Raw genomic sequence first — 22,838 nt, 5'->3', positions numbered from 1 at the left:
AAACGCTCCATTCCGACCAAAACGGGCGGCAAAAACGCCTTTTTCAAGCCTTAGCGGAGGCAAAGGCACTGCATCAGCCCGTTTTTCCGCGCCCTGCTAATGGCGCCGAACTTGCCGGCAGCGCCGGCCGGGCGCAACCATACCCTGTGCCGCCAGTCACGCCGTCGGCCGGCGATGGGAAAGCGGCGAAAAACGGAGGCTGAAAAGAAAAAGGGCCGCAACCCCGATGGGGCGCGGCCTTGAAGAGTTTAGGGAGGAAACGCACTGCAAAAGCAGTAACGGGGCGGATCATAGGCTTTGACCTTGGCGGATGGTAATACCAAGTTGGTATTGGTGCGGTGCGGTGTGCGCATGGCGATGCGGGAATAAAATGTTGTTTGCCCAGCGGGTGGGCAGGATTTCGACCGTTTGCACACATTCGAGCCGCATGGCCGGATGATGGAAATGCAAACGATCAGACTGGAAATATTGTTTGTGACCGGAACGGTGGCGGGTGAAGTCTCGCCGAATGCTGTGCGATATCCATCCGGGCACGCCCTGGAGCACCGCCTCCCTTGGGCGCGGTTTGTGCGTTCAGCGAATTGTTTGTGAGGCTTGCCGGTCCGCTGGGAAAACCCTCCCCCGCGGCGGGCCGCGGCACGGGGGAGGGGAAAGGAGACGATGGTCAGGCGGCCAGCTTCTCGCGGATCAGCGCCTTGGTCTCGTCCAGGCCGTAGAGTTGGATGAAGGAGCCCATGCGCGGGCCGGTGGTCTGGCCGAGCAGCACCTCGTAGAGCGCCTGGAACCACGCGCGCAGCTCGGTGAAGCCGTGCTCCTTGCCGACCGCGAAGACCTCGTGCTGGATGACGTCGCCCGCCGCGTCGGCGGGGACGGCGTCCAGCCGCGTCAGCAGATCCTCCAGCGCGGCGCGCTCGGCGTCGGTGGGGGCGCGGAAGCGCTTCGTCGGCTTCACCTGATCCTGGTAGTAGCGGACGGCGTAGCCGACCAGCTTGTCCAGGAAGGGGCTGTTCTCCGGCGTCGCCTCGGGCGCGTAGCGGCTGATGAAGCCCCACATCACGTCCTTGGTCTCGGCGTTCGCCGCCCCGGCGAGGTTGAGCAGCAGGTTGAAGGACACGTCCGAGCGCACCGACGGCGCCGTGCCGTTGTGGATGTGCCAGACCGGGTTCTCCAGCGCCTTGGCCGGCTCCTCCACCGGCAGCTTGGCGACGAAGGCCAGATACTCGTCCACCGCCCGCGGGATCACGTCGAAATACAGGCGCTTGGCCGACTTCGGCTTCTGGAACATGTAGAGGGCGAGGCTCTCCGGCGGGGCGTAGGCCAGCCACTCCTCCATGGTCAGACCGTTGCCCTTGGACTTGGAGATCTTCTGCCCCTTGTCGTCGAGGAACAGCTCGTAGTTGAAGCCCTGCGGCGGGGTGCCGCCGAGGATGTTGACGATCTTTCCGGCCAGTTCGGCCGACGGGATCAGGTCCTTGCCGTACATCTCGTAATCGACGCCCAGCGCGTACCAGCGCATGCCCCAGTCGGGCTTCCACTGGAGCTTCACATGGCCGCCGGTGACGGGAACCTCGACCTTCTTGCCGTCCTCGTCCTGGAAGACGATGGTGCCGGCGTCCACGTCGCGCTCCAGCACCGGGACCTGCAGCACGCGCCCCGTGGAGGGGGAGACGGGCAGGAACGGGCTGTAGGTCTGCTGGCGCTCCTCGCCCAGCGTCGGCAGCATGACGGCCATGATCTCGTCATAGCGCCGCAGCACGCCGAGCAGCGCCTCGTCGAAGCGGCCCGACTTGTACCAGTCGGTGGAGGACTGGAACTCGTACTCGAAGCCGAAGCTGTCGAGGAAGGCGCGCAGCCGCGCGTTGTTGTGCGCGCCGAAGCTGTCGTGCGTGCCGAACGGGTCGGGGACCTGGGTCAGCGGCTTGCCGAGGCTGGCGGCCACCAGCTCCTTGTTCGGGATGTTGTCCGGGACCTTGCGCAGCCCGTCCATGTCGTCGGAGAAGCAGAAGAGCTTGGTCGGGATGTCGCTCATCCGCTGGAAGGCCTGACGGACCATGGTGGTGCGCGCAACCTCGCCGAAGGTGCCGATGTGCGGCAGGCCCGACGGACCGTAGCCGGTCTCGAACAGGACGTAGCCTTTGGCCGGCGGCTCTTTCGCGAAGCGCGCGACGAGTTTGCGCGCCTCCTCGAACGGCCACGCCTTCGCCTGCAACGCCAATTCCCGCTCGCCGGTCATGGTAGAGCCCCTTCAAAACTCGACGGAAGTGTAGAAAGGCAGCGACCCTAGGGCCGTCCGTGCCGTCCGTCAACGGGCGCCGCGCTTGTCCGTCCTACGGTTTGCGCGCATTTCTGGAAGATGATCATCCGTCGAGGACCCGCATGAGCTGGCTGTTTTTGTCCGTCGCCATCGCCTTCGAGATCGTGGGCACCGTCGCCATGAAGATGTCCGACGGCATGACCCGCCTGTGGCCGAGCCTGGCGGTGGTGGCCTGCTACCTGGTGGCCTTCGCGATGCTGGCCCAGGCGCTGCGCGAGATCGAGGTGGGCGTGGCCTACGCCATCTGGTCCGCGGTGGGCACGGCGGCCATCGCGGCGATCGGCGTGTGGGTGTTCGGCGAGTCGCTGAATTTCCTGAAGCTGGCGGGAATCCTGCTGATCGTGGCGGGGGTGGTGAGTTTGCGGATGTCGGGGGGAGGGGCGTAGATCCTCATGCCCGGATGTCGAGCGCCCTGATCGGGGGAAATGGACCAGGGCCGGCCGCCACCGCCGGCACGCCGTCGCGGAACAGGGGCATGTCCTTCAGATCCTTGACATAGCCGCCGGTGGCGACGGACCCGGGCGACGTGTCCTTGAGACGGTCCATCGCCCCCTTGATCATGGCGACCAGCGGGCTCTCGCTGTCGAGATCGTCCGGTTCCCGGCCGCTGCTCCGCATCGACTGCTCATAGCCGAACTGGTTGGCGGCGCGTTGGACCGCCCAGTTGGCCGATGCCTTCTCCTCGTCGCTGACTCCCTCCAGGAAGGCGACGCCGGCCCGGAAGCGGGCGGCGTGATCGTTGCCCGTCGGGTCCGCGGCCATCATGGCCTGCCCCTGCTGTTGCGACATGATCGATTGGGCGGTGTCCTGCTCGTCCTTGGAAAAGCTGCCGTCGCTGTTGCTGGCGATGGCGAAGAGGGCGCGGCGGTCAAGTCCGCCATAGACGGTGTCCCAGCTTTCCTGGGTGGCGTGCATGTAGTCCATCGGCTTGCCGTTCGCCGCCAGCTCCGCATATTTGGCGTCGATGGCCGCCCGCGCGTCCTTGGCGACGGTCGTGAAATCCTTCTTGCCCACGCTCTGGGCCGCCGTCTGGGTCACCAGGGACGCCTGGGCCGTCTCCGACAGCGTGACGACCGCAGCGGCATCGCGTGCGCCGTCGGGGGAGCCGCCGGTCGTGTCCTTTGTCCCCACCACGCTCTTGGAAGCGGACGGTGTTGTGGCGGACAGGGGGGCCGGCTGCCGGGCCGCACCCACCGATGGCTCCGTGACGTTCATCTGACGGCTCTCCCGTTGCCGAGGCTTGCCAATGATTGGAGAGTGTCGGCGTACCGGATCACCCTGTGGCCATGTGTGGCAATCGAGGAACTTTACCACAGGCTGTATTGGCGGTCGATTGACAAGTTCCCAGGTTGAGCGGCGATGATCGAAAGCTAGCGCGCACAATCCGCCAGCCCGTCCCGTTCCACCACCGCCATGCGCCGCTCGATGACCCCCGCCCGCCGCGCCACATAGGCGCCGGGCGGGTTCGGGGACCAGTTGCGGGGATTGGGCAGGACGACGGCCAACAGGGCGGCCTCGCGGCGGGTCAGGGCCGAGGCCGGCTTCTTGAAATGGTGGCGGGCGGCGGCCTCGGCGCCGTAGACGCCGTCGTCCCACTCCACGCTGTTCAAATAGACCTCCAGGATGCGGCTCTTCGGCCACAGCGTCTCGATCAGCAGGGTGAACCACGCCTCCGCGCCCTTGCGGGTCCAGCTGCGGTCCGGCCAGAGGAAGGCGTTCTTGGCGGTCTGCTGGCTGATCGTGCTGCCGCCGCGCAGGCGCCGGCCCTCCTCGTTGTCCTCGAAGGCGCCCTCGATGGCCGCCCAGTCGAAGCCGCCATGACCGCAGAACAGCGTGTCCTCCGACGCGATGACCGCGCGGGCGAGGTGGGGGGATATTTGCGACATGGGCACCCAATCGTGCGCCAGCCCGGAGCCCCCGGCGGCGCGGATCAGCATCAGCGGCGTGGCCGGCACCGGCACCACGCGGTAGAGCGCCGCCCAGCCGACGCTGAAGGCCACCAGGGCGACGGCCAGGGCCATCAGGAGTCTCAGCAGACGCCGGACCGGAAACCGCATGCGCTCGACCTCTCCTCTGCGACGCTCAAGGACGGTGGAGCACTTTCGAGGGGGCGGGCCGATCGGTCAACACGGGTTTGCTCGCATTGCAGCGGCGGGGGCCACTATACTGCGCGCCATGGATCTGACCTCGGCGCCCTCCCTCCCGTCCTTCAGCCTTGATGACGCGCCGGCCCTGGTCGCCGGCGCGCGGCGCGTGGTTCTGCTGACCGGCGACGGCGAGGTGGAGGAATTGGCGCCCGCGGCGGCGGTCAAGCGGGCGCGCCGCCAGCCGCCGCTGGTCTGCCACGCCAGGGCGATGGCGCGGCGGCTGGGGACCGAGCCCTTCGCCGCCTTCGACCTGCTGGAGCTGTTCGCCTTCGTGCTGCCCGCCCGCTTCTGCGTGCCGACCCCGCGCGGGCTGGCCGAGGCGCTGGACCTGCCGATCCCCGACGGGCTGGAGGACGATGCGCTGGCCCTGCACCGGGCGGTGCGCAAGCTGCTGGGTTTGCTCGGCACGCCGGGGCGGGAGGAGGCGTCCGACCCGGTGGCCTTCGCCTGGGAGATGGGGCGCGCCGGCTGGTTGTGGGCACCCGCCGTGCTGGCGGCGCTCGGCAAGCCGGACGGGCCGGAGAAGGGCGCCGGCCGCGCCGGCCTGCGCGTCTGGACCCGCATCAAGGACTGGCAGGACGGCCCGCCCGAGCCGCCGCCGGCCCACCACCCGGTGGAGCCGGACGAGGCGCGCCGCCGGCTGTCGGTGATGCTGTCGGCCAGCGTGCCCGGCAAGGTGGCCGAGCCGCGGCCGCAGCAGGCCGACTACGCCAGCGCGGTGTCCGCCGCCTTCGCCCCGCGCTCCGCCCCCGACACGCCGAACGTCGTGCTGGCGGAGGCCGGAACGGGCGTCGGCAAGACGCTGGGCTATCTGGCGCCGGCCACGGTGTGGGCGGAGAAGAACGGCGGCACGGTGTGGATCTCCACCTACACCCGCAACCTCCAGCACCAGATCGACGCGGAACTGGACCGCCTCTACCCCGAACCGGCGACCAAGGCGCGCAAGGTCGTGCTGCGCAAGGGCCGGGAGAACTACCTGTGCCTGCTGAACCTGGAGGAGGCCGTCCGGGGCATGCCGATGCAGCCGCACCACGCCATCGGGGTGGGGCTGATGGCGCGCTGGGCCGCGGCGACGCGGGACGGCGACCTCACCGGCGGCGACTTTCCCGGCTGGCTGGTCGACATCGCCGGGCGCGGGCGGACGCTGGGCCTCGCCGACCGGCGGGGCGAGTGCATCTATTCCGCCTGCGACCATTACGCCCGCTGCTACATCGAGAAGAGCGTGCGCCGCGCCCGCAAGGCCGACGTGGTGATCGCCAACCACGCGCTGGTCATGGTGCAGGCGGCGCTCGGCGGCGGCGAGGAGCCGACGCTGCCCACCCGCTACGTCTTCGACGAGGGGCACCATGTCTTCGACGCGGCGGACAGCGCCTTCGCCGGGCATCTGACCGGGCGCGAGACCCAGGAGCTGCGGCGCTGGCTGCTGGGGGCGGAGGAGACCGGGCGCAGCCGCGCCCGCGGGCTGAAGCGCCGCATCGAGGATCTGGTGGCCAGCGACGAGCGCGCGCAGGAGCTGATGGACGCGGTGATGCTGGGCGCCCGCGTCCTGCCGGCGGAGGGCTGGGCGGCGCGGCTGTCCGCCGACAATCCGCAGGGGCCGACCGAGGCCTTCCTGCTCGCCGCGCGGCGGCAGGTCTATTCCCGCACCGCGGGGCAGGGCGGCCCCTACAGCCTGGAGGCCGACAAGGCCTATCCGGTGGACGGGCTGCTCGACGCCGCGGAGGCGCTGGAGGCGGCGCTGGTCCGGCTGGCGGAACCGTTGGCCGGGCTGGCCAAGCGGCTGGCGGCAAGGCTGGAGGACGAGACGGCGGAGCTGGACAGCGACCAGCGGCGGCGCATCGACGCCATGGCGCGCAGCCTGACCCGGCGCGGCGTGCTGACGGTCGAGGCGTGGCGGGCCATGCTGAAGACCCTGCCGGTGGAGACCCCGGCGCAGTTCGTCGATTGGTTCGCGGTGGAGCGGATCGACGGGCGCGACGTCGACGTCGGGCTCTACCGCCACTGGATCGACCCGACCGTGCCCTTCGCGGAGGCGCTGGCCGGGCCGGCGCACGGCATGGTGGTCACTTCCGCCACGCTGACCGACGGCACCGGCGACACCGCCATGGACTGGCAGGCGGCGGAGGACCGCTGCGGCGCCAGCCACCTGCCGAAGCCGGCGCTGCGCGCCCAGGTGCCCTCGCCCTTCGACTACCCCAACCGCACGCGGGTGATGGTGGTCACCGACGTGCGCAAGGACGATCTGGGGCAGGTGGCCTCGGCCTACCGCACGCTGTTCCAGGCGGCGGGGGGCGGCGGGCTCGGGCTGTTCACCGCGATCAGCCGGCTGCGCGCCGTCTACGACCGCATCGTGGAGCCGCTGGACGCCACCGGCATCCCGCTCTACGCCCAGCATGTCGACCCGCTGGACGTGGCGACCCTGATCGACATCTTCCGGGGGGAGGAGCACGCCTGCCTGCTCGGCACCGACGCGGTGCGCGACGGGGTGGACGTGCCGGGCCGCAGCTTGCGGCTGATCGTGTTCGACCGCGTGCCCTGGCCGCGCCCCGACATCCTGCACCGCGCCCGCCGCGACGCCTTCGGGCGGCGGCGCTACGAGGACATGATCGCGCGGTTGCGGCTGAAGCAGGCCTTCGGCCGGCTGGTCCGGCGGGCCGACGACACCGGGGTGTTCGTCCTGCTCGACCCGATGATGCCCAGCCGCCTGTTCGGCGCCTTCCCCGAGGGTGTGGAGGTGCGCCGCGTCGGCATCAAGGAGGCGGTGGAGGCGACGGCGGAGTTCCTGCGGGGCTGGTGAAGGCCCCGCAGGAATTGGACAGCGCCTCAGGCGGCGCGGATCGCCGCCAGGAAGCTCTCCACGTCGCGGCGCAGGTTCTCCGCCTGGGAGGCCAGCCCGCCGGCCGCACCCAGCACCTGATGGGCGGCGGCCCCGGTGGTGCCGGCGGCCTCGGTCACCTGGGCGATGTTGCTGGACACCTCGCGCGTGCCGATCGCCGCCTGCTGGACGTTGCGCGAGATCTCGTTGGTCGCCGCGGACTGCTCCTCGATCGCGGCGGCGATGGAGGTGGAGATCTCGTTGATCGCCGCGATGGTGCGGCCGATCCCCTCGATGGCGCCGACCGAGCCGGCGGTGGCCTCCTGGATCGCCTGGATCTGCGAGGCGATCTCGTCCGTCGCCCGGGCGGTCTGGTTGGCGAGCTGCTTCACCTCCGACGCCACGACGGCGAAGCCCTTGCCGGTCTCGCCCGCGCGGGCCGCCTCGATCGTCGCGTTGAGCGCCAGAAGGTTGGTCTGGCCGGCGATGTTGGTGATGAGCTGCACCACCGCGCCGATGCGGTGCGCGGCGTCGGCCAGCCCGCGCACGGAGTCGGTGGTGCGCCCGGCCTCCTGCACCGCTTGGCCGGCGATGCCGGTGGAGCGGGTGACCTGCGACCCGATCTCCCCGATGGAGCTGGACATCTCCTCCGCGGCGCTGGCCACCGTCTGCACGTTGGCGCTGGTCTGCTCCGCGGCGGCGGCGGCGTTGGCCGCCTGGTCGTTGGTCTGACGGGCGGTGGCCGCCATGCTCTGGGCGGTGGTGTCCAGCTCGGTCGCGGCGGCGGCGACGTTGCGCAGTGCGTCGGCGACCTGCTCCTCGAAGGAGGCGATCAGCCGCTCGACCGCCTCGGTCCGCCGCAGCTTGGCGGCCTGCTCGGCGGCCTGCTCGGCGGCCAGCCGGTCGGCCTCGATCAGCCCGTCCTTGAAGACCTGGACCGCGGTGGCCATGGCGCCGATCTCGTCGCCGCGGTTGGCGAAGGGGATCGCCGTCGTCTTGTCGCCGCTGGCCAGCCGGCGCATCGCCTCGGTCATCGCGCCGACCGGCGAGGAGACGCCGCGGATCATCATCAGCGCGCCGCCCAGGCAGACGGCGATGCCGATGACCAGCGCGACGATCAGCATCGTGCTGGACTGGGCGTAGACGGCGTCGGCGTCGCCGCTCGCCTTGGCGGCCCCGCGGTTGTTGTGATCGATCATGACGTTGAGCGTCCGCCCGACCTCCTGGAAGCCCTTGTCGGCCGCGTCGCGGAACAGGGCGTTGGCGGCGGCGTTCTCGTTGCGCCGCGACAGGGCGGTGATCTGACGGTGCAGGGTGAGATACTGCGCCCATTGCTGTTCGAACTGGGCGAACAGCCCGCGCCCTTCGGCGGTGCGCAGCGTCGCCTCGTAGGTCCGGCGGGCGTTGGCGATGCTGGCTTCCATCTCGTCCATCCGCTTCTCCACCGCGGTCATCTCCGTCTCGGTGGCGCTGAGAATGTGGGTGCTCTGCAGGATTCGGAAGTTCGACACGGCGTCGTTCACGACGTTGACCTGAACGACCCGCGGCATCCAGAAGCTGGCGATTTCAGTCGATCTGTCGTTGACCACCGACAACCGGTTGATTCCCAAGGCGCCGATACCAGCGAGAAGCAGGGATAGAAACGCAAAAACAGCGAACGTTTTTGTTCTGACGCTGATGTCATTCATGATGCTTTTTCACTTTTATGTTGTTTTGGTGGTCGGTTTCCTCGCGTGCTCACCGAAGCAGGGTTTTTATTTTTCTTGTCTTCGTCGAGAATTACGATTCTTGCAACGAACCGGTTGCGGCAAAATTGTTCATTGTGTGACAGTGAGGCGAAGCCTCAGACGCTCCACACGCCCGGCCGCATGGGCTCGCGGATGGGAAATGCAAAAGCCGAGATGTTCTGCGGTAAGTTGAAGAATTGGTCGGCGGCCGAGAGGCGACCGCGCGGAGAGATTCGCGGGACGCCTCTGAAGACGTCGGTCCTGAAGAAATTGGCGTCCTCCAGTCATCATGGCCGCCGTGCTCTCGCATGCGGTGAAGGAGAATTCGCTACTCTACCGGTGCAGTACCTGAACGCCCTTCGGGGATACACGGTTTATAGTGTCGTGCGCAGGCGCTGACTACGAACGGTCTCGCCGCGAGCGGGGCGCCGTGGGAGGCAAGTTTACCTTGGAAATGGAGGCTTCTTCTCAAGGTTTGGGAGAAACCGGCATGGTGCAGCTTGGGGATCGGTTCAAAACCGTGCGCGAATTTGTTGGTGAGACATAAAAAAAACAATGTTTCGCCGATTTCGTCTCGGGGAGAACACGTCTCGGGGAGAACACATGGCAGTCCCATGAGTTGAGCGGCAAGCTGCCGAAGGAGAAGACCCTGTCGGAACTGGCCGCCCTCGGCATCGACATGAACTGGCTGCTGACGGGACGGGGCAGCATGCGGACGGCGGCCGGCCGGCTGGAGTCCGCGACGGTGCCCTTCCGCTTCCGCCGCGGGAGGCCGCCTCCCGGCCGGTGCTCGACCTCGCGCTGCCGAGCGAGGCGGTCGCCCTTGTCGAGCCGGAGCTGGCCGACCGGGGGCGCCGGCTGTCACCCCGCGCCAAGGGCCACTTGGTGGCGGCGCTGTACGGCTTGACGGTGGAGAGTGGGGCGGCCCCCGTCCGGCCGGTCCGCGCCGATGCGCGAGAGGTCGAAGGGCGTCGTCTGGTAGATCTGGTTGATCCAGTTGGCGAACAGCAGATGGGCGTGGCTCCGCCACCGGTTCTCGGGCGGGCGGCTGGGATCGTCGTCGGGGAAATAGCCCTGCGGCACCGGCGTGGCCGCGTCCTTGGCGACGTCCCGGACATACTCGTTGCGCAGGGTGTCCGTGTCGTACTCGATGTGGTTGAACATGTGCAGCGAGCGGTGGGCGGCGTCTTCCAGCAGGCAGGGGCCGGTCTCCGGGGAATCCAGGAGCACGCGCAGTCCGCTTTCGGGCGGGAGGTCCTCCTCGCGCACCTCGGTCCAGCGCGAGACCGGGATGGGCACGCCGTCGGACAGGCCGCACAGGTAGGGCGAGGCGGGGGCGCGGTTGCGGTGCCGGAACACGCCGGACGCCTTGCGCGGCAGAAGATGCTTCGGCACGCCGTGGAAGTGATGAACGGCGGCTTGCGCCGCCCAGCAGATGTTCAGACAGGCATGAACGTGGCTCTGCGTCCAGTCAAAGACCGAGCACAGCTCGTCCCAGTAGGACACCTCCTCGAAGGGCATCGTCTCGACCGGGGCCCCGGTGATGATGAAGCCGTCGAACTTTTCGCGGCGCGCGTCCTCCCACGACCGGTAGAAGGCGCTCATATGGTCGGCCGCGGTGTTGCGCGGCACATGGTTGGTGATCCGGATCAGCGACAGCTCGACCTGAAGCGGCGTGCTGCCGAGAAGGCGTGCGATCTGCGTCTCGGTCCGGATCTTGTCGGGCATCAGGTTGAGCAGGCCGAAGCGCAGGGGCCGGATGTCCTGCCGGATGGCGTCGGCCTCCTGCATGACCATGACGCCCTCGGCCTGGAGGGCGGTGAAGGCGGGAAGATCGTTGGGTATCTTGATGGGCATGACTCGTCCGGCTCCGCTGTCGGTGCATCGGTCGGAACAGACGTCATGGCGAACCCCGTTTGTTTGCCGGTCCGGCCACATCCCCCTTCGGGACGCCACCTTGCTCGGGAAAGCAGGTTGGCGTTGAGCGTCCGCTCAACTCTTGATGCGCGGTGCACATTATACGGGCAGCGGCGGCTTGGCAACAGGAGTGGGGCAACGGCGGCGGAACCGGGATTTCGTCAAACGGGAAAGGCCGGGTAGAACCATGTGTTGAGCAGGAGCAGCAGCGCCCAGAAGCCGATCTCCAGCGTTTCGGTGATCGGCTGGATGCGCCGGATGGCGCCATAGACATGGACCGCCAGCATCAGCCCGAACACACAGAACAGAACGTCGAAGGCATAGGCGGTCGCCTCCACCGTCGTTGCGCCGCGCAGCATCAGGAACTCGACGATCAGGATGAACGCCCCGAGGCAGCGGCCGAAATAGACGGCGAGGTCGGTGTCCTGCGGGATGCGCCACAGCATCAGTCGAGCCCAGGCGAGCGGCGCGATGAAAATCGGGATGGCGAAGAAAAGCGTCGTGCTTGTCATCAGGACAAGCAAATAGGTCTGCGCGTGCTGCGCATAGATGCCCAGCATGGCGGCTCCTCCATTGTGTATTCTTGATGAGACAATGACCAGTGACGGTCATGGAGTGCCGCGACAGCCGCCGGTTGTCAAACCGATTGCCGCGCGCTTCTTCGAAAGTATGAGGAGACGCGGGACGCCGGAGCCCATGCCGCGGCGGGGCTGCCGGTGGACGGTCCCGCGGCCGCCCACCGGTCCTGTCTTGCGGCCCTCAGGCGGCCTTGATGGCGACGAGGAAGCTCTCCACCTCGCTCTTCAGGCGCATCGCCCCCTGGTTCAGGTCGCCGGAGGCCGACATCACCTGGCTTGCGGCGCTGCCGGTCTCGGTCGCGGCCTGCGACACGCGGCCGATGTTGCTGGTCACCTCCTGGGTGCTCTGCGCCGCCTGCTGGACGTTGCGGCTGATCTCCTGGGTCGCCGCACCCTGCTCCTCAATGGCGGCGGCGATGGAGGAGGAGATGTCGTTGATCGAGGAGATGGTCGCCCCGATCCCGCGGATGGCGCCGACCGCCCCGCCGGTGGCCGCCTGGATGGCGCCGATCTGCTGGGCGATCTCCTCCGTCGCCTTGGAGGTCTGGTTGGCGAGGCTCTTGACCTCGCTCGCCACGACGGCGAAGCCCTTGCCGGCCTCGCCCGCTCGTGCCGCCTCGATGGTGGCGTTCAGAGCCAGCAGGTTGGTCTGGGCAGCGATGTTCTGGATCAGATCCACCACGTCGCCGATGCGCTGGGCCGCTTCCGACAGCCCCTGCACGGTGGCGTTGGTGCGGTCGGCCTCGTCCACCGCCTTGCCGGCGATGCCGGCCGACTGCGACACCTGCTGGGAGATCTCGGTGATGGAGGCGGCCATCTCCTCCGACGCGGCGGCGACGGTCTGCACGTTGGCGGAGGTCAGCTCGGCCGCTGCCGCCGCACTGCCCGCCTCGGCCCGCGTGTGTTCGGCGATGTCGGTCATGCTGCGGGCGGTGGTGTCGAGCTGCGATGCCGCAGCGCCCACGGTCTGCAGGACGCTGTGCACCGCGCCGTCGAAGTTGCGGATCAGCGAATCGATCCGCTCAGTACGGCGGCGCTTGTTCTCCTCCTCGGCGGCCTGGGCGGCGGTCAGCCGTTCCGCCTCGATCAGGCCGTCCTTGAAGACCTGCACCGCGCGGGCCATGGCGCCGATCTCGTCCTGGCGGGCGCCGCCCTCCACCGCGACGCCGAGGTCGCGCTTGGCCAGACGGTCCATGATGGAGGTCAGGGCGACGATGGGCCGGGCGACCGACTTCGTCATGGCGATGCCGGCGAACAGGCAGAGAACCGCCACGAACGCGATGGCGCCCAGAATCCAGTTCCGCGCCCCGACATAGGTGGTCCGTCCCGCGTCCGCCGCCTTCGTGGCGTTCTGGACGTTGGAGGCGGTCAGCTCGTTGATGAGCGCGGAGCATTCGTCGAACGCCTTGCGCGAGTCCTCCCGGTAGATGCCCGTGGCCTTCTCGTTTTCGTTGGCCCGGGAGGAGATAAGCAGCTTGCCTTGGCTGATCTTGAGATAGCTGTCCCAGGCGGCCTCCCAGCGCTTGAAGGTCTGGGTTTCCCAACCGGGGGCCAACAGCGGTTCATACTTCCGCCGCGCCTCCGCCAAGCGGTTTAGAGCCGTGGTCATTTCCTTTTCGACCTCGGCCATTTCCGCGGGGTAGAGCGCCAGGATATGGGACGCCTCCAGGATGCGGTAATCGTTGGCCGCACCGTCGATCTCCCCGATGGCGGTGACGCTGGGCAGCCAGTTGGAGCGGATTTCCTCAGCGGCGTGGTTGACGGTGCTCAGCCGGTCAACGGCGAACAGTCCCAAGGCGACCGACATCAGCAGGACACAGACGGTGGCGGCGACCACCTTGGTCCGGATGGTCATGGAACTCAGCATGGACATGGCGCGTATCTCTTTCCCCCGAAACGATGCGGCGGTGGTCGATTGTTATGAGTCTGAACGAAAGTATTTGGCAGTCCAGACGTCCATGTGTGGGGTGTTAGACTTGCCTGTGTCAAATGATGAAGCAACAATTATTAAAAAATATGCAAGGCCGGCGCGGCGTGTTCTGCATGACACTTGTTCAATGATGTCTCTGTGTCGGGAAGGATAAGCAGCCGGAGAGGCGAGCGCGACCGGGCAACCGCAAGTCAAGGTTCAGAGCGGCGGCGCGTAGGTGGCCAGCAGGAAGGACAGGGTGACCACGCTGGCGATGGTGGACATCAGGATCGCGGCGGAGGTGCGCTCCACATAGATGCGGTACTGGCTGGCCACCACGAAGGTCAGGGCGCCGGTGGGCAGGCCGGCGAGGATGATGGCCGACCCGGCCCAGAAGGGGTCCAGCGGGAACAGCGTCTGGATGAGGAACCACGCCAGCGCCGGCTGCACCACCAGTTTCAGGGCGCTGATCCAGCCGACCTCCAGCAGGTTGGCCTTCAGGCTCTGGGTCGCCAGGAACAGGCCGATGGCGAACAGGGCGCAGGGACCGGCGGAGGCGCCCATCAGGTCGCAGTAGATGGCGATCGGGCGCGGCACCGGCACGCCGGACAGAAAGACCGACCAGGCGAGCCCCAGGGCCGTGGAGATGATCAGCGGGTTCTTGAGCAGCGCCCGGCCGACGTCGCGCAACGCCTTGCCGATGCCGCCGCCCTGGCTGTTGGCGAACTCCAGCCAGATCACCGCGATGCCGACCATGACCGCGCTCATGATGACGGTGGCGAGAATGGCCGGGGCCAGACGGTCCGGGCCGAAGGCCGCCAGGAACAGCGGGATGCCCATGTAGCCGGTGTTGGAGAAGCAGGCGTTCAGCCCCTGCATGCACTGGATCTGCGTCCGCTCCCGATGGATCAGCCAGCCGAGCAGGGCGCCCAGCGCGTAGACCGCCAGCATCGAGCCGAGAAAGGCGCCGATGAAGGGGCCGTTGAAGATCTCCGACAGCGAGCGCTTCGCGGTGCCGAGGAACAGCACCGGCGGCAGGGCCATCCAGTAGACGAACTTGTTCAACGCCTCCGACGAGGCGGGACCGAGCAGCTTCGCCTTACCGGAAAGGACGCCCGCCAGGATGATGGCGAAGACCGGGAGCGCCACGTTGAAGACCACCGACATGGGGCCCGACCTTAAGGGGCAGCCCGTCTCCTGTCGAGGGACCCACCCTTCCGTCGGAGACATGGCTCCCTTGACGGCGCGCGGGGCACGGGCAAGATTGGGCAGGGCCCTTTTCCGCAGGAGTTTCGATGATCAACCACCACAGCGCGCTCATCTACGTCATGGTGCTGGTGTCGGCGTGCGACGGCGACATGACGGACGCGGAGCTTGAGGCCATCGGCGAGAACGTCCGCTACCTGCCGATCTTCAAGGATTTCGACATCGACCGGCTGACCGACGTGACCCGCGAATGCTCCGGCCTGCTGGCCGACGCCGACGGGCTGGAGACGACGCTCCAGATCGTCAAGGAGGCCATTCCGTCCAAGCTGTCCGAGACCGCCTACGCGCTCGCCTGCGACATCGCCGCGGCGGACCCGTCGGCCTCGCAGGAGGAGCTGCGGATGCTGGAGCTGATCCGGCACAAGCTGGGCGTGGACCGGCTGTGCGCCGCCGCCATCGAACGCGGCGCGCGGGCGCGCCACACCCGCCTGTGACGGACCGGGACATGACCGGACAGACAGGTCTGGCGGGGCGGACGGTCGGCGTCATTGGGCTGGGCCTGATGGGCCGGCCGATGGCCCGCAATCTGGCGAAGGCCGGCGCTGCCCTGGTGATCAGCAGCCGCAGCCCCGGCCCGGTCGAGGAACTGGCGGCCGAGGGAATGAGCCCCGCCGCCGGACCCGCCGAGGTCGCCGCCCGCGCCGACGCCATCGTTCTGATGCTGTCGGACACGGTGGCGGTGGAAGCGGTGGCCGCGGCCCTGATCGACGCGCTGCGGCCCGGCCATCTCGTCATCGACATGGGCACCACGGCGGTCGGGGCGACCCGCAAGCTGGCCGAGGCGGTCCGTGCCAGGGGCGCGGACTGGGTCGACGCCCCGGTGTCCGGCGGCACGGTGGCGGCGGAGGCCGGCACCCTGACCATCATGGCCGGCGGCACGGAGGAGGCCTTCGCCCGCGCCCTGCCGCTGTTCCAGGCGATGGGCCAGCGCATCACCCATGTCGGCGACAGCGGGGCCGGGCAGGTCGCCAAGATGGCCAATCAGGTGATCGTCGCGCTGAGCATCGGCGCGGTGGCCGAGGCGCTGGCGCTGGCCAAGGCGGCGGGGGTGGAGCCGGGCAAGGTCCGCGACGCCATCCGAGGCGGCTTCGCCGAGTCGCGCATCCTGGAGCTGCACGGCCAGCGCATGGTCTCCGGCGACTTCACGCCGGGCGGTCGCGTGGTCACCCAGATCAAGGACCTGAAACAGGCGGAGGAACTGGCGGAGGAGTCCGGCATCCAGCTTCCCGCGCTGGGCCTGAGCCTGGAGCTGTTCGAACTGCTGGCCGAGCAGGGCGACGGCGGGCTGGACCACTCCGCCCTCTACCGGCTGTTCGTCAAGTAAGCCTTTCAGGCTTCGGTCGGTTCGCGTCGGCCGGAGCCATCGAGGGCGAGATGCAGCAAGGGAAATGGGCGGCCGCTGTCGTCCAGCGCGGAGCGCCCGATTTCCCGGAAGCCGAGGCGCCGATAGAAAGCCCGTGCGGCGCTGTTCTGCTCGTTCACGTCGACCGTCAGTCCCTGCCCGCTGTCCAACGCGTAAGCGACCAGGGCACGGCCGATCCCCTGGCCGTGCCACGCCGGATCGACGAACAGCGTGTCGATCCGGCACCCGCTCATGCCCAGGAAGCCGACCGGCCGGTCGTCGCCGTCCACCGCGACCATGAGCGCCGCCGACGGAAGATACTGGTCGCGCACGAGGTCGGCGTAGAAGCCGATGTCCTCCTCGCTCAGGAAGTCGTGCGTGCTGCGCACCGCGGCGAGCCAGACGGCAAAGAGCGCCGGGGCGTCGTCCGGGCGGGAGGGACGGATCGGGATCACGCGTCGAGATACTCCTTCACCAGCAGCTCGGCGATTTGCACGGCGTTGAGCGCGGCGCCCTTGCGCAGGTTGTCGGTGGCGGCCCAGAAGGACAGGCCGTTGTCCACCGTGTAATCCTCACGGATGCGGCTGACGAAGACCGGGTCGTCGCCGGCGACCTCGACCGGGGTGATGTAGCCCTCGTTGTCGTGCTGGTCGATCACCTGCATGCCCGGCGCCTTGCGCAGGATCTGGCGCGCCTCCTCGGCGGTCACCGGCTCCACGCATTCGATGGTGATCGCGGCGGAATGGCCGATGAAGACCGGGACGCGAACGCAGGTCGCGCTCACTTTGATCTTGGGGTCGAGGATCTTCTTCGTCTCGACGTTCATCGCCCACTCGTCCCGCGTCGCGCCGTCCTCCATGAAGGGGCCGATGTGCGGGATGACGTTGAAGGCGATCTGCTTGGAGAAGACGGACTTCTGCACCGGGTCGTTCACGTAGATGGCGCGGGTCTGGCTGAACAGCTCGTCCATGCCCTCCTTGCCGGCGTCCGAGGCCGCCTGATAGGTGGAGACGACGACGCGGCTCACCGTGACCTGCTCGTGCAGGGGCTTCAGCGCCATGGCGAGCAGGATGGCAGCACCTCCGGGGCTGGCGACGATGTTCTTCTTCGCGTAGCCGGCGAGCGCGTCGCCGTTGACCTCCGGGACCACCAGCGGGACGTCGGGGTCCATGCGGAACTGCGGGCTGGCGTCGATCACCACGGCGCCCGCCGCGGCGGCGCGCGGCGCGTGGGCCGCCGAAACCTTGGCGTCCGCGGCGAACAGCGCGATGTCCACGCCCTTGAAGTCGAAGCGGCCGACGTCCTCGACCTTCAGCACCGCGTCTTCGCCGAAGGACACCTCCTTGCCGACCGCGCTGTCGGCGGCCAGGGCGATCACCGCGTCGGCCGGGAACCGGCGGTCGGCGAGGGTGGCCAGCATTTCCCGTCCGACGTTGCCGGTGGCGCCGACGACCGCGACTGTGTAGCCCATGGCGGTTAATCCCTGTGATATGCGGTGCGAGGAGGGCTTGAGGTATGCGGTTCCCAATGGAATTGCAACAGCGCCCGCGTTGTGACACCGTGTCCGCCCTATCACGAACGACCGCGACCGGCACACCGGGGCATGGCCACTCCGCTCGAAGACATCATCGCCAAGGCGATCAAGGACGCGGACAAGTCCTTCTTCAACGAGGACTACACCAAGCAGGCGCGCTCGGTGATGAACGCGCTGAAGAAGGCCGGCTACGAGGTCGCTCCGGTCCGCCCGCCCGAGGGGCTGGTGGAGTGGGCCAAGGAGAACATCCCCTTCGGCCGGCTGCGTCCGGCGGAGCTGATTACCCAGATGTATTCGATGATGGTGGAGAATGTTCGCCGCTTCGACAAGTAATAGGCTGAACGGCAAATCAGCATCCGCGCCCTGGTAATACCAGCTGCAGCAAAGCCCGTTAGTTTTCAGGCACTTCCCGCGGTGCGCCATTTTGGCCACGGCCAAGTCCCTGCCGTTGACTCGTGTGCGGTAGAGGCGTAATTCAATCGCCAAACACAGCAGGGCTTAAAACTTTCGGTCTCGCATCACCCGCCGTCGCGGCAACAGCCCTCCTTGCCGCGACCGGTCGCCGAACTGAGGACGACGCAATGGCAAACGGCAGCGGTCGGCCGCTCTCTCCGCATCTGCAAGTCTACAAACTTCCCAGGACCGCGCTCCTGTCCATCACGCACCGCATCACGGGCGTGGGGCTGGCCGTCGGGACCCTTCTGCTGACCTGGTGGCTGGTCGCCGCCGCCACCAGCCCCGCCGCGTACGAGCGCGCGCAGCACTTCATCGGCTCGTTCTTCGGGCTGCTGCTGATGTTCGGCTGGTCGCTGGCGCTCTACTACCACCTGTGCAACGGCATCCGGCATCTGGTGTGGGACGCCGGCAAGTCGTTCGAGCTGAGCGAGGCCGAGCGCGGCAACCAGATCGTCATCGGTGCGGCGGCCGTGCTGACCGTGCTGACCTGGATCATCGGCCTGGCCGTGTGGTGAGGAGAGAAGACATGGCGTCCAACAGCAAGACCCTCCGCTCGCCGCTGCAGATCGCGCGCGGCCTGGGCTCCGCCAAGCACGGCACCGAGCATTGGTGGCACCAGCGCGTCACCGCCATCGCCCTGGTTCCGCTGACCATCTGGTTCGTCTTCGGCGTGATCCGCCATCTGGGCGCCGACCACGCGGCCTTCGTCGCGTGGCTGGAGTCGCCCTTCTCGGCGCTGATGATGGTGCTGACCGCCGTGGTCACCTTCCACCACGCCCAGGCCGGGCTGCAGGTGGTGATCGAGGACTACGTGCACAACGAGATGGCGAAGATCCTGAGCATCCTGGCCGTGAAAGCCCTGTGCTTCGTGCTGGGTGCCGCCTGCGTCATCGCCGTCCTCAAGATTTCGTTCGGAGCCTGACGAGCCATGGCCGCCTACGATATTATCGATCATTCCTATGACGTCGTCGTCGTCGGTGCCGGCGGTGCGGGCCTGCGCGCCACCTTCGGCATGGCCGAGAAGGGCCTGAAGACGGCGTGCATCACCAAGGTCTTCCCGACCCGCTCGCACACCGTGGCCGCCCAGGGCGGCATCTCCGCCGCGCTCGGCAACATGAGCGAGGACGACTGGCGCTTCCACATGTACGACACCGTCAAGGGGTCGGACTGGCTGGGCGACCAGGACGCCATCGAGTACATGTGCCGCGAGGCCATCCCGGCGATCATCGAGCTGGAGCACTACGGCGTGCCCTTCTCGCGCACGCCGGAAGGCAAGATCTACCAGCGCGCCTTCGGTGGCATGACCGCCCATTACGGCAAGCAGCAGGCCTACCGCACCTGCGCCGCCGCCGACCGCACCGGCCACGCCATCCTGCACACCCTCTACCAGCAGTCGCTGAAGCACGAGGCGGAGTTCTTCGTCGAGTATTTCGCGCTGGACCTCATCATGGAGGACGGTGTCTGCAAGGGCGTGGTGGCCTGGAACCTCGACGACGGCACCATCCACCGCTTCCGCGCCCAGCTCGTCGTTCTGGCGACGGGCGGCTACGGCCGCGCCTACTTCTCCGCCACCTCGGCCCACACCTGCACGGGCGACGGCGGCGGCATGGTGCTGCGCGCCGGCCTGCCGCTGCAGGACATGGAATTCGTGCAGTTCCACCCGACCGGCATCTACGGCTCCGGCTGCCTCATCACCGAGGGCGTGCGCGGCGAGGGCGGCTACCTCACCAACTCCAACGGCGAGCGCTTCATGGAGCGCTACGCGCCGTCGGCCAAGGACCTCGCCTCGCGCGATGTGGTGTCCCGCTCGATGACCATCGAGATCCGCGAGGGCCGCGGCGTCGGTGAGCACAAGGACCACATCCACCTGCACCTGGAGCATCTCCCGCCGGAGATCATCCACCAGCGCCTGCCCGGCATCGCCGAGACGGCCAAGATCTTCGCCGGCGTGGACGTCACCAAGGAACCGATCCCGGTTCTACCGACGGTGCACTACAACATGGGCGGCATCCCCACCAACTTCCGGTGCGAGGTGGTCAACCCGACCGCCGAGGACCCGGATCGCGTGGTGCCCGGCCTGATGGCCATCGGCGAGGCGGCCTGCGTGTCGGTGCACGGCGCGAATCGCCTGGGCTCCAACTCGCTGCTCGACCTCGTGGTGTTTGGCCGTTCGGCGGCCATCCGCGCCGCCGAGATCGTCGAGAAGGGGAAGTCGGTGTCGTCGTCCGCCGCCGCGACCGACGTCGCGCTGGAGCGCTTCGACCGAATCCGCAACGCCAAGGGCTCCATCAAGTCGTCGGAGCTTCGCCTGGAGATGCAGCGGACCATGCAGAACAACTGCGCGGTCTTCCGCACCGGCGAGGTGCTGGAGGAGGGCGTCAGGCTCATCGACCAGACCTTCGCGAAGAAGAGCGACATGGCGATCAGCGACCGGTCTCTGGTCTGGAACTCCGACCTCGTCGAAGCCATCGAGCTGGACAACCTGCTGTACCAGGCGGTCGCCACGCTCCACTCGGCGAAGAACCGGCCGGAGAGCCGCGGCGCGCATGCCCGCGAGGACTATCCGGACCGCGACGACGAGAACTGGATGAAGCACACCGTCATTGAGGTGTCGGACAAGGGCGAGACGAAGATCGGGTACCGCCCGGTCCATCTCTACACCCTGACCGACGAGGTGCAGGTGTTCCCGCCCAAGGCCCGCGTCTACTAAGGCGGCAAGAGCAAGGCAAGGATACGAACCATGGTCGAATTCAACCTGCCCGCCAATTCCAAGGTCGGCGTCGGCAAGACCATCAACGCCGCCAGCGGCGCCAAGCGGGCGAAGACCTTCAAGATCTACCGCTGGTCGCCGGATGACGGGCAGAACCCGCGGGTCGACACCTACGTCGTCGACCTCGACAAGTTCGGCCCGATGATCCTGGACGCGATCATCTACATCAAGAACAACATCGACTCGACCCTGACCTTCCGGCGGAGCTGCCGCGAGGGCATCTGCGGGTCCTGCGCGATGAACATCGACGGCACCAACACGCTGGCCTGCCTGAAGGCCATCGAGGAGGTGAAGGGCGATGTCAAGATCTACCCGCTGCCGCACATGCCGGTGGTCAAGGATCTCGTCCCCGACCTGAAGCACATCTACGCCCAGCTCGCCTCGATCAAGCCGTGGCTGCAGTCGCAGTCGCCGGCCCCGAGCCGCGAGCGCCTGCAGTCGCCGGAGGACCGCGCCAAGCTGGACGGTCTCTACGAGTGCATCCTGTGCTTCTGCTGCTCGACCTCCTGCCCCAGCTACTGGTGGAACGGCGACCGCTACCTCGGCCCGTCGATCCTGCTCCAGGCCTACCGCTGGATCGTCGACAGCCGCGACGAGATGACGGGCGAGCGCCTCGACAACCTCGAGGACCCGTTCCGCCTCTACCGCTGCCACACCATCATGAACTGCACCAAGGCGTGCCCGAAGGGTCTCAACCCGGCCAAGGCCATCGCCGAGATCAAGAAGCTGATGGTTCAGCGCCGCTGATCCGTCCGTTTCGGTTCACCGATGAGGAACGGGGCGCCTCCGCAAGGGGGCGCCCCGTTTGCTTTGGCCCTTCGGCGGTGTCGCGGCTCAGGCGAAGTCGGGATCGGTGGGCCGGGACGGCGGCAGGTCGTCGTTGGGCAGGGGGGAGGGCATGTCCTCCTGCGGGCCGGGGGTCGGCAGGTCCGGGTTGTCGGTCAGGGGGCCCGGAGTGGGAACGTCCTGGCCCGGCGGCGGGAAGGGCGGGGCCGCGCGCAGCGGCTGCGGAAAGGCGCTCGAATAGGTCCAGCCCATGGGTCGGTGGCTCCCGGTGTGATGAGGGTGTCCTGCATCAACCGTCCGGCTGGCCCGTCTGCGCAGGTTGACCGGCGGCGATGAGGGGGTATGCTTTTCGAGGGAGCGAACCATCCGGATAGAACCAACCCGAAGCCAAAAAGGGAGAGGATCATGGGCAGCACGGCCGGTCAGGCGTTGAGCTACATCCAGGGCGAATGGATCGCGGGCAACCCCGCCATTGTCGGCCCGATGACTCACGCGCTCTGGCTGTCTTCGGTCGTTTTCGACGGCGCCCGCGCCTTCCAGGGCGTCGCCCCGGACCTTGATCGCCACTGCGCCCGCGTCGTGCGCTCCGCCCAGGTGATGGGCCTCGCCCCCATGCTGACCGCCGGAGAGATCGAGGAGCTGTGCTGGGACGGCATCCGCCGCTTCCCCAAGGAAGCCGAACTGTACATCCGGCCCATGTTCTACGCGGAGGAAGGCTTCGTCGCGCCCGACGCCGAGAGCACGCGCTTCGTCCTGTCGGTCTACGAGGCGCCGCTGCCCAGCGCCGCGGGCTTCACCGCCTGCCTGTCCAGTCGCCGCCGCCCCGTACCGGACATGGCGCCGACCGAGGCCAAGGCCGCCTGCCTCTACCCCAACGCCGGGCTGGCCCTGAAGGAGGCGCGGGAGCGTGGATTCGACAACGCCATCATGCTCGACCCCATCGGCAGCGTGGCGGAGTTCGCGACGGCCAACCTGTTCATCGCCAAGGACGGGGTGGTGCGCACGCCGGTGCACAACGGGACTTTCCTCAACGGCATCACCCGCCAGCGCGTGATCGCCCTGTTGCGGGACGACGGCATGGCGGTGGAGGAGGCCACCCTGAGCGCCCGCGACGTTCTGGAAGCGGACGAGGTGTTCTCCACCGGCAACTACGCGAAGGTGGTGCCGGTCACCCGCGTCGAAGAGCGCGCCCTGCAACCCGGCCCCCTGGCGGCGCGAGCACGGGCGCTCTATTGGGAATTCGCCTTCCGCTGACCCGCGTCGATTGACCTTGGATG

At 68.0% G+C, this 22,838-nt stretch carries 23 protein-coding genes and 1 riboswitch; of the genes, 11 read left to right on the top strand and 12 right to left on the bottom strand.

What is annotated here, in order from left to right; translation table 11 throughout:
* Positions 1-203 (top strand): hypothetical protein (locus ACFPMG_RS06040; protein WP_376994314.1); only part of this gene is annotated, 203 nt, incomplete at its 5' end.
* 85 nt (positions 204-288) lie between these two features.
* Here ACFPMG_RS06040 and ACFPMG_RS06035 read toward each other — a convergent pair.
* On the bottom strand, positions 289-546 hold the full coding sequence (locus ACFPMG_RS06035; RefSeq protein ID WP_376994312.1) for a hypothetical protein: 258 nt from the start codon (positions 544-546) through the stop codon (positions 289-291).
* 118 nt (positions 547-664) lie between these two features.
* On the bottom strand, positions 665-2,233 hold the full coding sequence (locus tag ACFPMG_RS06030; protein ID WP_376994311.1) for a lysine--tRNA ligase: 1,569 nt from the start codon (positions 2,231-2,233) through the stop codon (positions 665-667).
* 143 nt (positions 2,234-2,376) lie between these two features.
* Here ACFPMG_RS06030 and ACFPMG_RS06025 point away from each other — a divergent pair, with 143 nt between their 5' ends.
* A complete protein-coding gene (locus tag ACFPMG_RS06025; RefSeq protein WP_014241623.1) occupies positions 2,377-2,700 on the top strand; it encodes a DMT family transporter in 324 nt (107 codons plus the stop codon).
* Between the two features lie 4 nt (positions 2,701-2,704).
* Here the strand turns inward: ACFPMG_RS06025 and ACFPMG_RS06020 are convergent, their stop codons facing one another.
* Both ACFPMG_RS06020 and mtgA read right to left on the bottom strand, forming a co-directional pair.
* The gene (locus ACFPMG_RS06020; protein ID WP_376994310.1) at positions 2,705-3,529 is read right to left on the bottom strand and encodes a hypothetical protein; all 825 of its coding nucleotides are present in this window, start codon (positions 3,527-3,529) and stop codon (positions 2,705-2,707) included.
* Between the two features lie 155 nt (positions 3,530-3,684).
* Positions 3,685-4,371: a monofunctional biosynthetic peptidoglycan transglycosylase gene (mtgA, locus tag ACFPMG_RS06015; protein ID WP_376994309.1), complete on the bottom strand. Its 687-nt coding sequence runs from the start codon at positions 4,369-4,371 to the stop codon at positions 3,685-3,687.
* A 118-nt stretch (positions 4,372-4,489) separates the two neighbouring features.
* Between mtgA and ACFPMG_RS06010 the strand changes: the two genes are divergently transcribed.
* Positions 4,490-7,258 carry an ATP-dependent DNA helicase gene (locus tag ACFPMG_RS06010; protein ID WP_376994308.1) on the top strand — a complete coding sequence of 923 codons (2,769 nt, stop codon included), beginning with the start codon at positions 4,490-4,492 and terminating at the stop codon, positions 7,256-7,258.
* 26 nt (positions 7,259-7,284) lie between these two features.
* On the opposite strand, the gene ACFPMG_RS06005 is transcribed toward ACFPMG_RS06010, so the two are convergent.
* From ACFPMG_RS06005 to ACFPMG_RS05985, 5 genes are all read right to left on the bottom strand, one after another.
* A complete protein-coding gene (locus tag ACFPMG_RS06005; RefSeq protein WP_376994307.1) occupies positions 7,285-8,964 on the bottom strand; it encodes a methyl-accepting chemotaxis protein in 1,680 nt (559 codons plus the stop codon).
* Positions 8,965-9,864: 900 nt separating this feature from the next.
* Positions 9,865-10,860 (bottom strand): homoserine O-succinyltransferase, encoded by a 996-nt coding sequence (locus ACFPMG_RS06000; RefSeq protein WP_376994306.1) that lies wholly within the window; start codon positions 10,858-10,860, stop codon positions 9,865-9,867.
* Positions 10,861-10,909: 49 nt separating this feature from the next.
* A riboswitch (SAM-I-IV-variant riboswitch) is annotated at positions 10,910-11,014 on the bottom strand.
* A gap of 67 nt (positions 11,015-11,081) precedes the next feature.
* Complete coding sequence (locus ACFPMG_RS05995; protein ID WP_376994304.1) at positions 11,082-11,480, bottom strand: hypothetical protein; 399 nt, start codon at positions 11,478-11,480, stop codon at positions 11,082-11,084.
* A 199-nt stretch (positions 11,481-11,679) separates the two neighbouring features.
* The gene (locus ACFPMG_RS05990) at positions 11,680-13,371 is read right to left on the bottom strand and encodes a methyl-accepting chemotaxis protein (protein WP_376994302.1); all 1,692 of its coding nucleotides are present in this window, start codon (positions 13,369-13,371) and stop codon (positions 11,680-11,682) included.
* A gap of 255 nt (positions 13,372-13,626) precedes the next feature.
* Positions 13,627-14,574, bottom strand: coding sequence for an AEC family transporter (locus ACFPMG_RS05985; protein ID WP_376994301.1), 948 nt, complete (start codon positions 14,572-14,574; stop codon positions 13,627-13,629).
* 128 nt (positions 14,575-14,702) lie between these two features.
* On the opposite strand from ACFPMG_RS05985, the gene ACFPMG_RS05980 reads away from it, so the two are divergent.
* Complete coding sequence (locus ACFPMG_RS05980) at positions 14,703-15,107, top strand: tellurite resistance TerB family protein (RefSeq protein ID WP_014241609.1); 405 nt, start codon at positions 14,703-14,705, stop codon at positions 15,105-15,107.
* A gap of 11 nt (positions 15,108-15,118) precedes the next feature.
* Positions 15,119-15,997 (top strand): NAD(P)-dependent oxidoreductase, encoded by an 879-nt coding sequence (locus ACFPMG_RS05975; protein ID WP_376994300.1) that lies wholly within the window; start codon positions 15,119-15,121, stop codon positions 15,995-15,997.
* Between the two features lie 5 nt (positions 15,998-16,002).
* Here ACFPMG_RS05975 and ACFPMG_RS05970 read toward each other — a convergent pair whose 3' ends face one another.
* Positions 16,003-16,470 carry an acetyltransferase gene (locus tag ACFPMG_RS05970; RefSeq protein ID WP_376994299.1) on the bottom strand — a complete coding sequence of 156 codons (468 nt, stop codon included), beginning with the start codon at positions 16,468-16,470 and terminating at the stop codon, positions 16,003-16,005.
* A complete protein-coding gene (locus ACFPMG_RS05965; protein WP_376994298.1) occupies positions 16,467-17,486 on the bottom strand; it encodes an aspartate-semialdehyde dehydrogenase in 1,020 nt (339 codons plus the stop codon). The genes ACFPMG_RS05970 and ACFPMG_RS05965 overlap by 4 nt, the downstream gene beginning before the upstream one ends.
* Positions 17,487-17,618: 132 nt before the next feature.
* Here ACFPMG_RS05965 and ACFPMG_RS05960 point away from each other — a divergent pair, with 132 nt between their 5' ends.
* From ACFPMG_RS05960 to ACFPMG_RS05940, 5 genes are all read left to right on the top strand, one after another.
* Positions 17,619-17,882: a hypothetical protein gene (locus ACFPMG_RS05960; RefSeq protein ID WP_014241604.1), complete on the top strand. Its 264-nt coding sequence runs from the start codon at positions 17,619-17,621 to the stop codon at positions 17,880-17,882.
* 248 nt (positions 17,883-18,130) lie between these two features.
* The gene (gene sdhC, locus ACFPMG_RS05955; protein WP_109072269.1) at positions 18,131-18,520 is read left to right on the top strand and encodes a succinate dehydrogenase, cytochrome b556 subunit; all 390 of its coding nucleotides are present in this window, start codon (positions 18,131-18,133) and stop codon (positions 18,518-18,520) included.
* Between the two features lie 11 nt (positions 18,521-18,531).
* Complete coding sequence (gene sdhD, locus ACFPMG_RS05950; protein ID WP_014241602.1) at positions 18,532-18,927, top strand: succinate dehydrogenase, hydrophobic membrane anchor protein; 396 nt, start codon at positions 18,532-18,534, stop codon at positions 18,925-18,927.
* A 6-nt stretch (positions 18,928-18,933) separates the two neighbouring features.
* Complete coding sequence (gene sdhA, locus ACFPMG_RS05945) at positions 18,934-20,715, top strand: succinate dehydrogenase flavoprotein subunit (protein WP_094303059.1); 1,782 nt, start codon at positions 18,934-18,936, stop codon at positions 20,713-20,715.
* A 30-nt stretch (positions 20,716-20,745) separates the two neighbouring features.
* On the top strand, positions 20,746-21,522 hold the full coding sequence (locus tag ACFPMG_RS05940) for a succinate dehydrogenase iron-sulfur subunit (RefSeq protein ID WP_014241601.1): 777 nt from the start codon (positions 20,746-20,748) through the stop codon (positions 21,520-21,522).
* A gap of 87 nt (positions 21,523-21,609) precedes the next feature.
* Here the strand turns inward: ACFPMG_RS05940 and ACFPMG_RS05935 are convergent, their stop codons facing one another.
* Positions 21,610-21,813 (bottom strand): hypothetical protein, encoded by a 204-nt coding sequence (locus ACFPMG_RS05935; RefSeq protein ID WP_035675800.1) that lies wholly within the window; start codon positions 21,811-21,813, stop codon positions 21,610-21,612.
* A 153-nt stretch (positions 21,814-21,966) separates the two neighbouring features.
* On the opposite strand from ACFPMG_RS05935, the gene ACFPMG_RS05930 reads away from it, so the two are divergent.
* Complete coding sequence (locus tag ACFPMG_RS05930) at positions 21,967-22,815, top strand: branched-chain amino acid aminotransferase (protein WP_376994297.1); 849 nt, start codon at positions 21,967-21,969, stop codon at positions 22,813-22,815.
* The last annotated feature ends 23 nt before the right edge of the window (positions 22,816-22,838 follow it).

Source organism: Azospirillum himalayense (genome assembly GCF_042657465.1).
Lineage (GTDB): Bacteria > Pseudomonadota > Alphaproteobacteria > Azospirillales > Azospirillaceae > Azospirillum > Azospirillum himalayense.
This window is presented reverse-complemented; position numbering and strand designations above follow the sequence as displayed.

Coding starts and splice junctions, on each gene's coding strand:
- ACFPMG_RS06030 (WP_376994311.1), bottom strand. CDS start 2,233: ATGACCGGCGAGCGGGAATTGGCGTTGCAGGCGAAGGCGTGGCCGTTC.
- ACFPMG_RS06025 (WP_014241623.1), top strand. CDS start 2,377: ATGAGCTGGCTGTTTTTGTCCGTCGCCATCGCCTTCGAGATCGTGGGC.
- ACFPMG_RS06020 (WP_376994310.1), bottom strand. CDS start 3,529: ATGAACGTCACGGAGCCATCGGTGGGTGCGGCCCGGCAGCCGGCCCCC.
- mtgA (WP_376994309.1), bottom strand. CDS start 4,371: ATGCGGTTTCCGGTCCGGCGTCTGCTGAGACTCCTGATGGCCCTGGCC.
- ACFPMG_RS06010 (WP_376994308.1), top strand. CDS start 4,490: ATGGATCTGACCTCGGCGCCCTCCCTCCCGTCCTTCAGCCTTGATGAC.
- ACFPMG_RS06005 (WP_376994307.1), bottom strand. CDS start 8,964: ATGAATGACATCAGCGTCAGAACAAAAACGTTCGCTGTTTTTGCGTTT.
- ACFPMG_RS06000 (WP_376994306.1), bottom strand. CDS start 10,860: ATGCCCATCAAGATACCCAACGATCTTCCCGCCTTCACCGCCCTCCAG.
- ACFPMG_RS05995 (WP_376994304.1), bottom strand. CDS start 11,480: ATGCTGGGCATCTATGCGCAGCACGCGCAGACCTATTTGCTTGTCCTG.
- ACFPMG_RS05990 (WP_376994302.1), bottom strand. CDS start 13,371: ATGTCCATGCTGAGTTCCATGACCATCCGGACCAAGGTGGTCGCCGCC.
- ACFPMG_RS05985 (WP_376994301.1), bottom strand. CDS start 14,574: ATGTCGGTGGTCTTCAACGTGGCGCTCCCGGTCTTCGCCATCATCCTG.
- ACFPMG_RS05980 (WP_014241609.1), top strand. CDS start 14,703: ATGATCAACCACCACAGCGCGCTCATCTACGTCATGGTGCTGGTGTCG.
- ACFPMG_RS05975 (WP_376994300.1), top strand. CDS start 15,119: ATGACCGGACAGACAGGTCTGGCGGGGCGGACGGTCGGCGTCATTGGG.
- ACFPMG_RS05965 (WP_376994298.1), bottom strand. CDS start 17,486: ATGGGCTACACAGTCGCGGTCGTCGGCGCCACCGGCAACGTCGGACGG.
- ACFPMG_RS05960 (WP_014241604.1), top strand. CDS start 17,619: ATGGCCACTCCGCTCGAAGACATCATCGCCAAGGCGATCAAGGACGCG.
- sdhC (WP_109072269.1), top strand. CDS start 18,131: ATGGCAAACGGCAGCGGTCGGCCGCTCTCTCCGCATCTGCAAGTCTAC.
- sdhD (WP_014241602.1), top strand. CDS start 18,532: ATGGCGTCCAACAGCAAGACCCTCCGCTCGCCGCTGCAGATCGCGCGC.
- sdhA (WP_094303059.1), top strand. CDS start 18,934: ATGGCCGCCTACGATATTATCGATCATTCCTATGACGTCGTCGTCGTC.
- ACFPMG_RS05940 (WP_014241601.1), top strand. CDS start 20,746: ATGGTCGAATTCAACCTGCCCGCCAATTCCAAGGTCGGCGTCGGCAAG.
- ACFPMG_RS05935 (WP_035675800.1), bottom strand. CDS start 21,813: ATGGGCTGGACCTATTCGAGCGCCTTTCCGCAGCCGCTGCGCGCGGCC.
- ACFPMG_RS05930 (WP_376994297.1), top strand. CDS start 21,967: ATGGGCAGCACGGCCGGTCAGGCGTTGAGCTACATCCAGGGCGAATGG.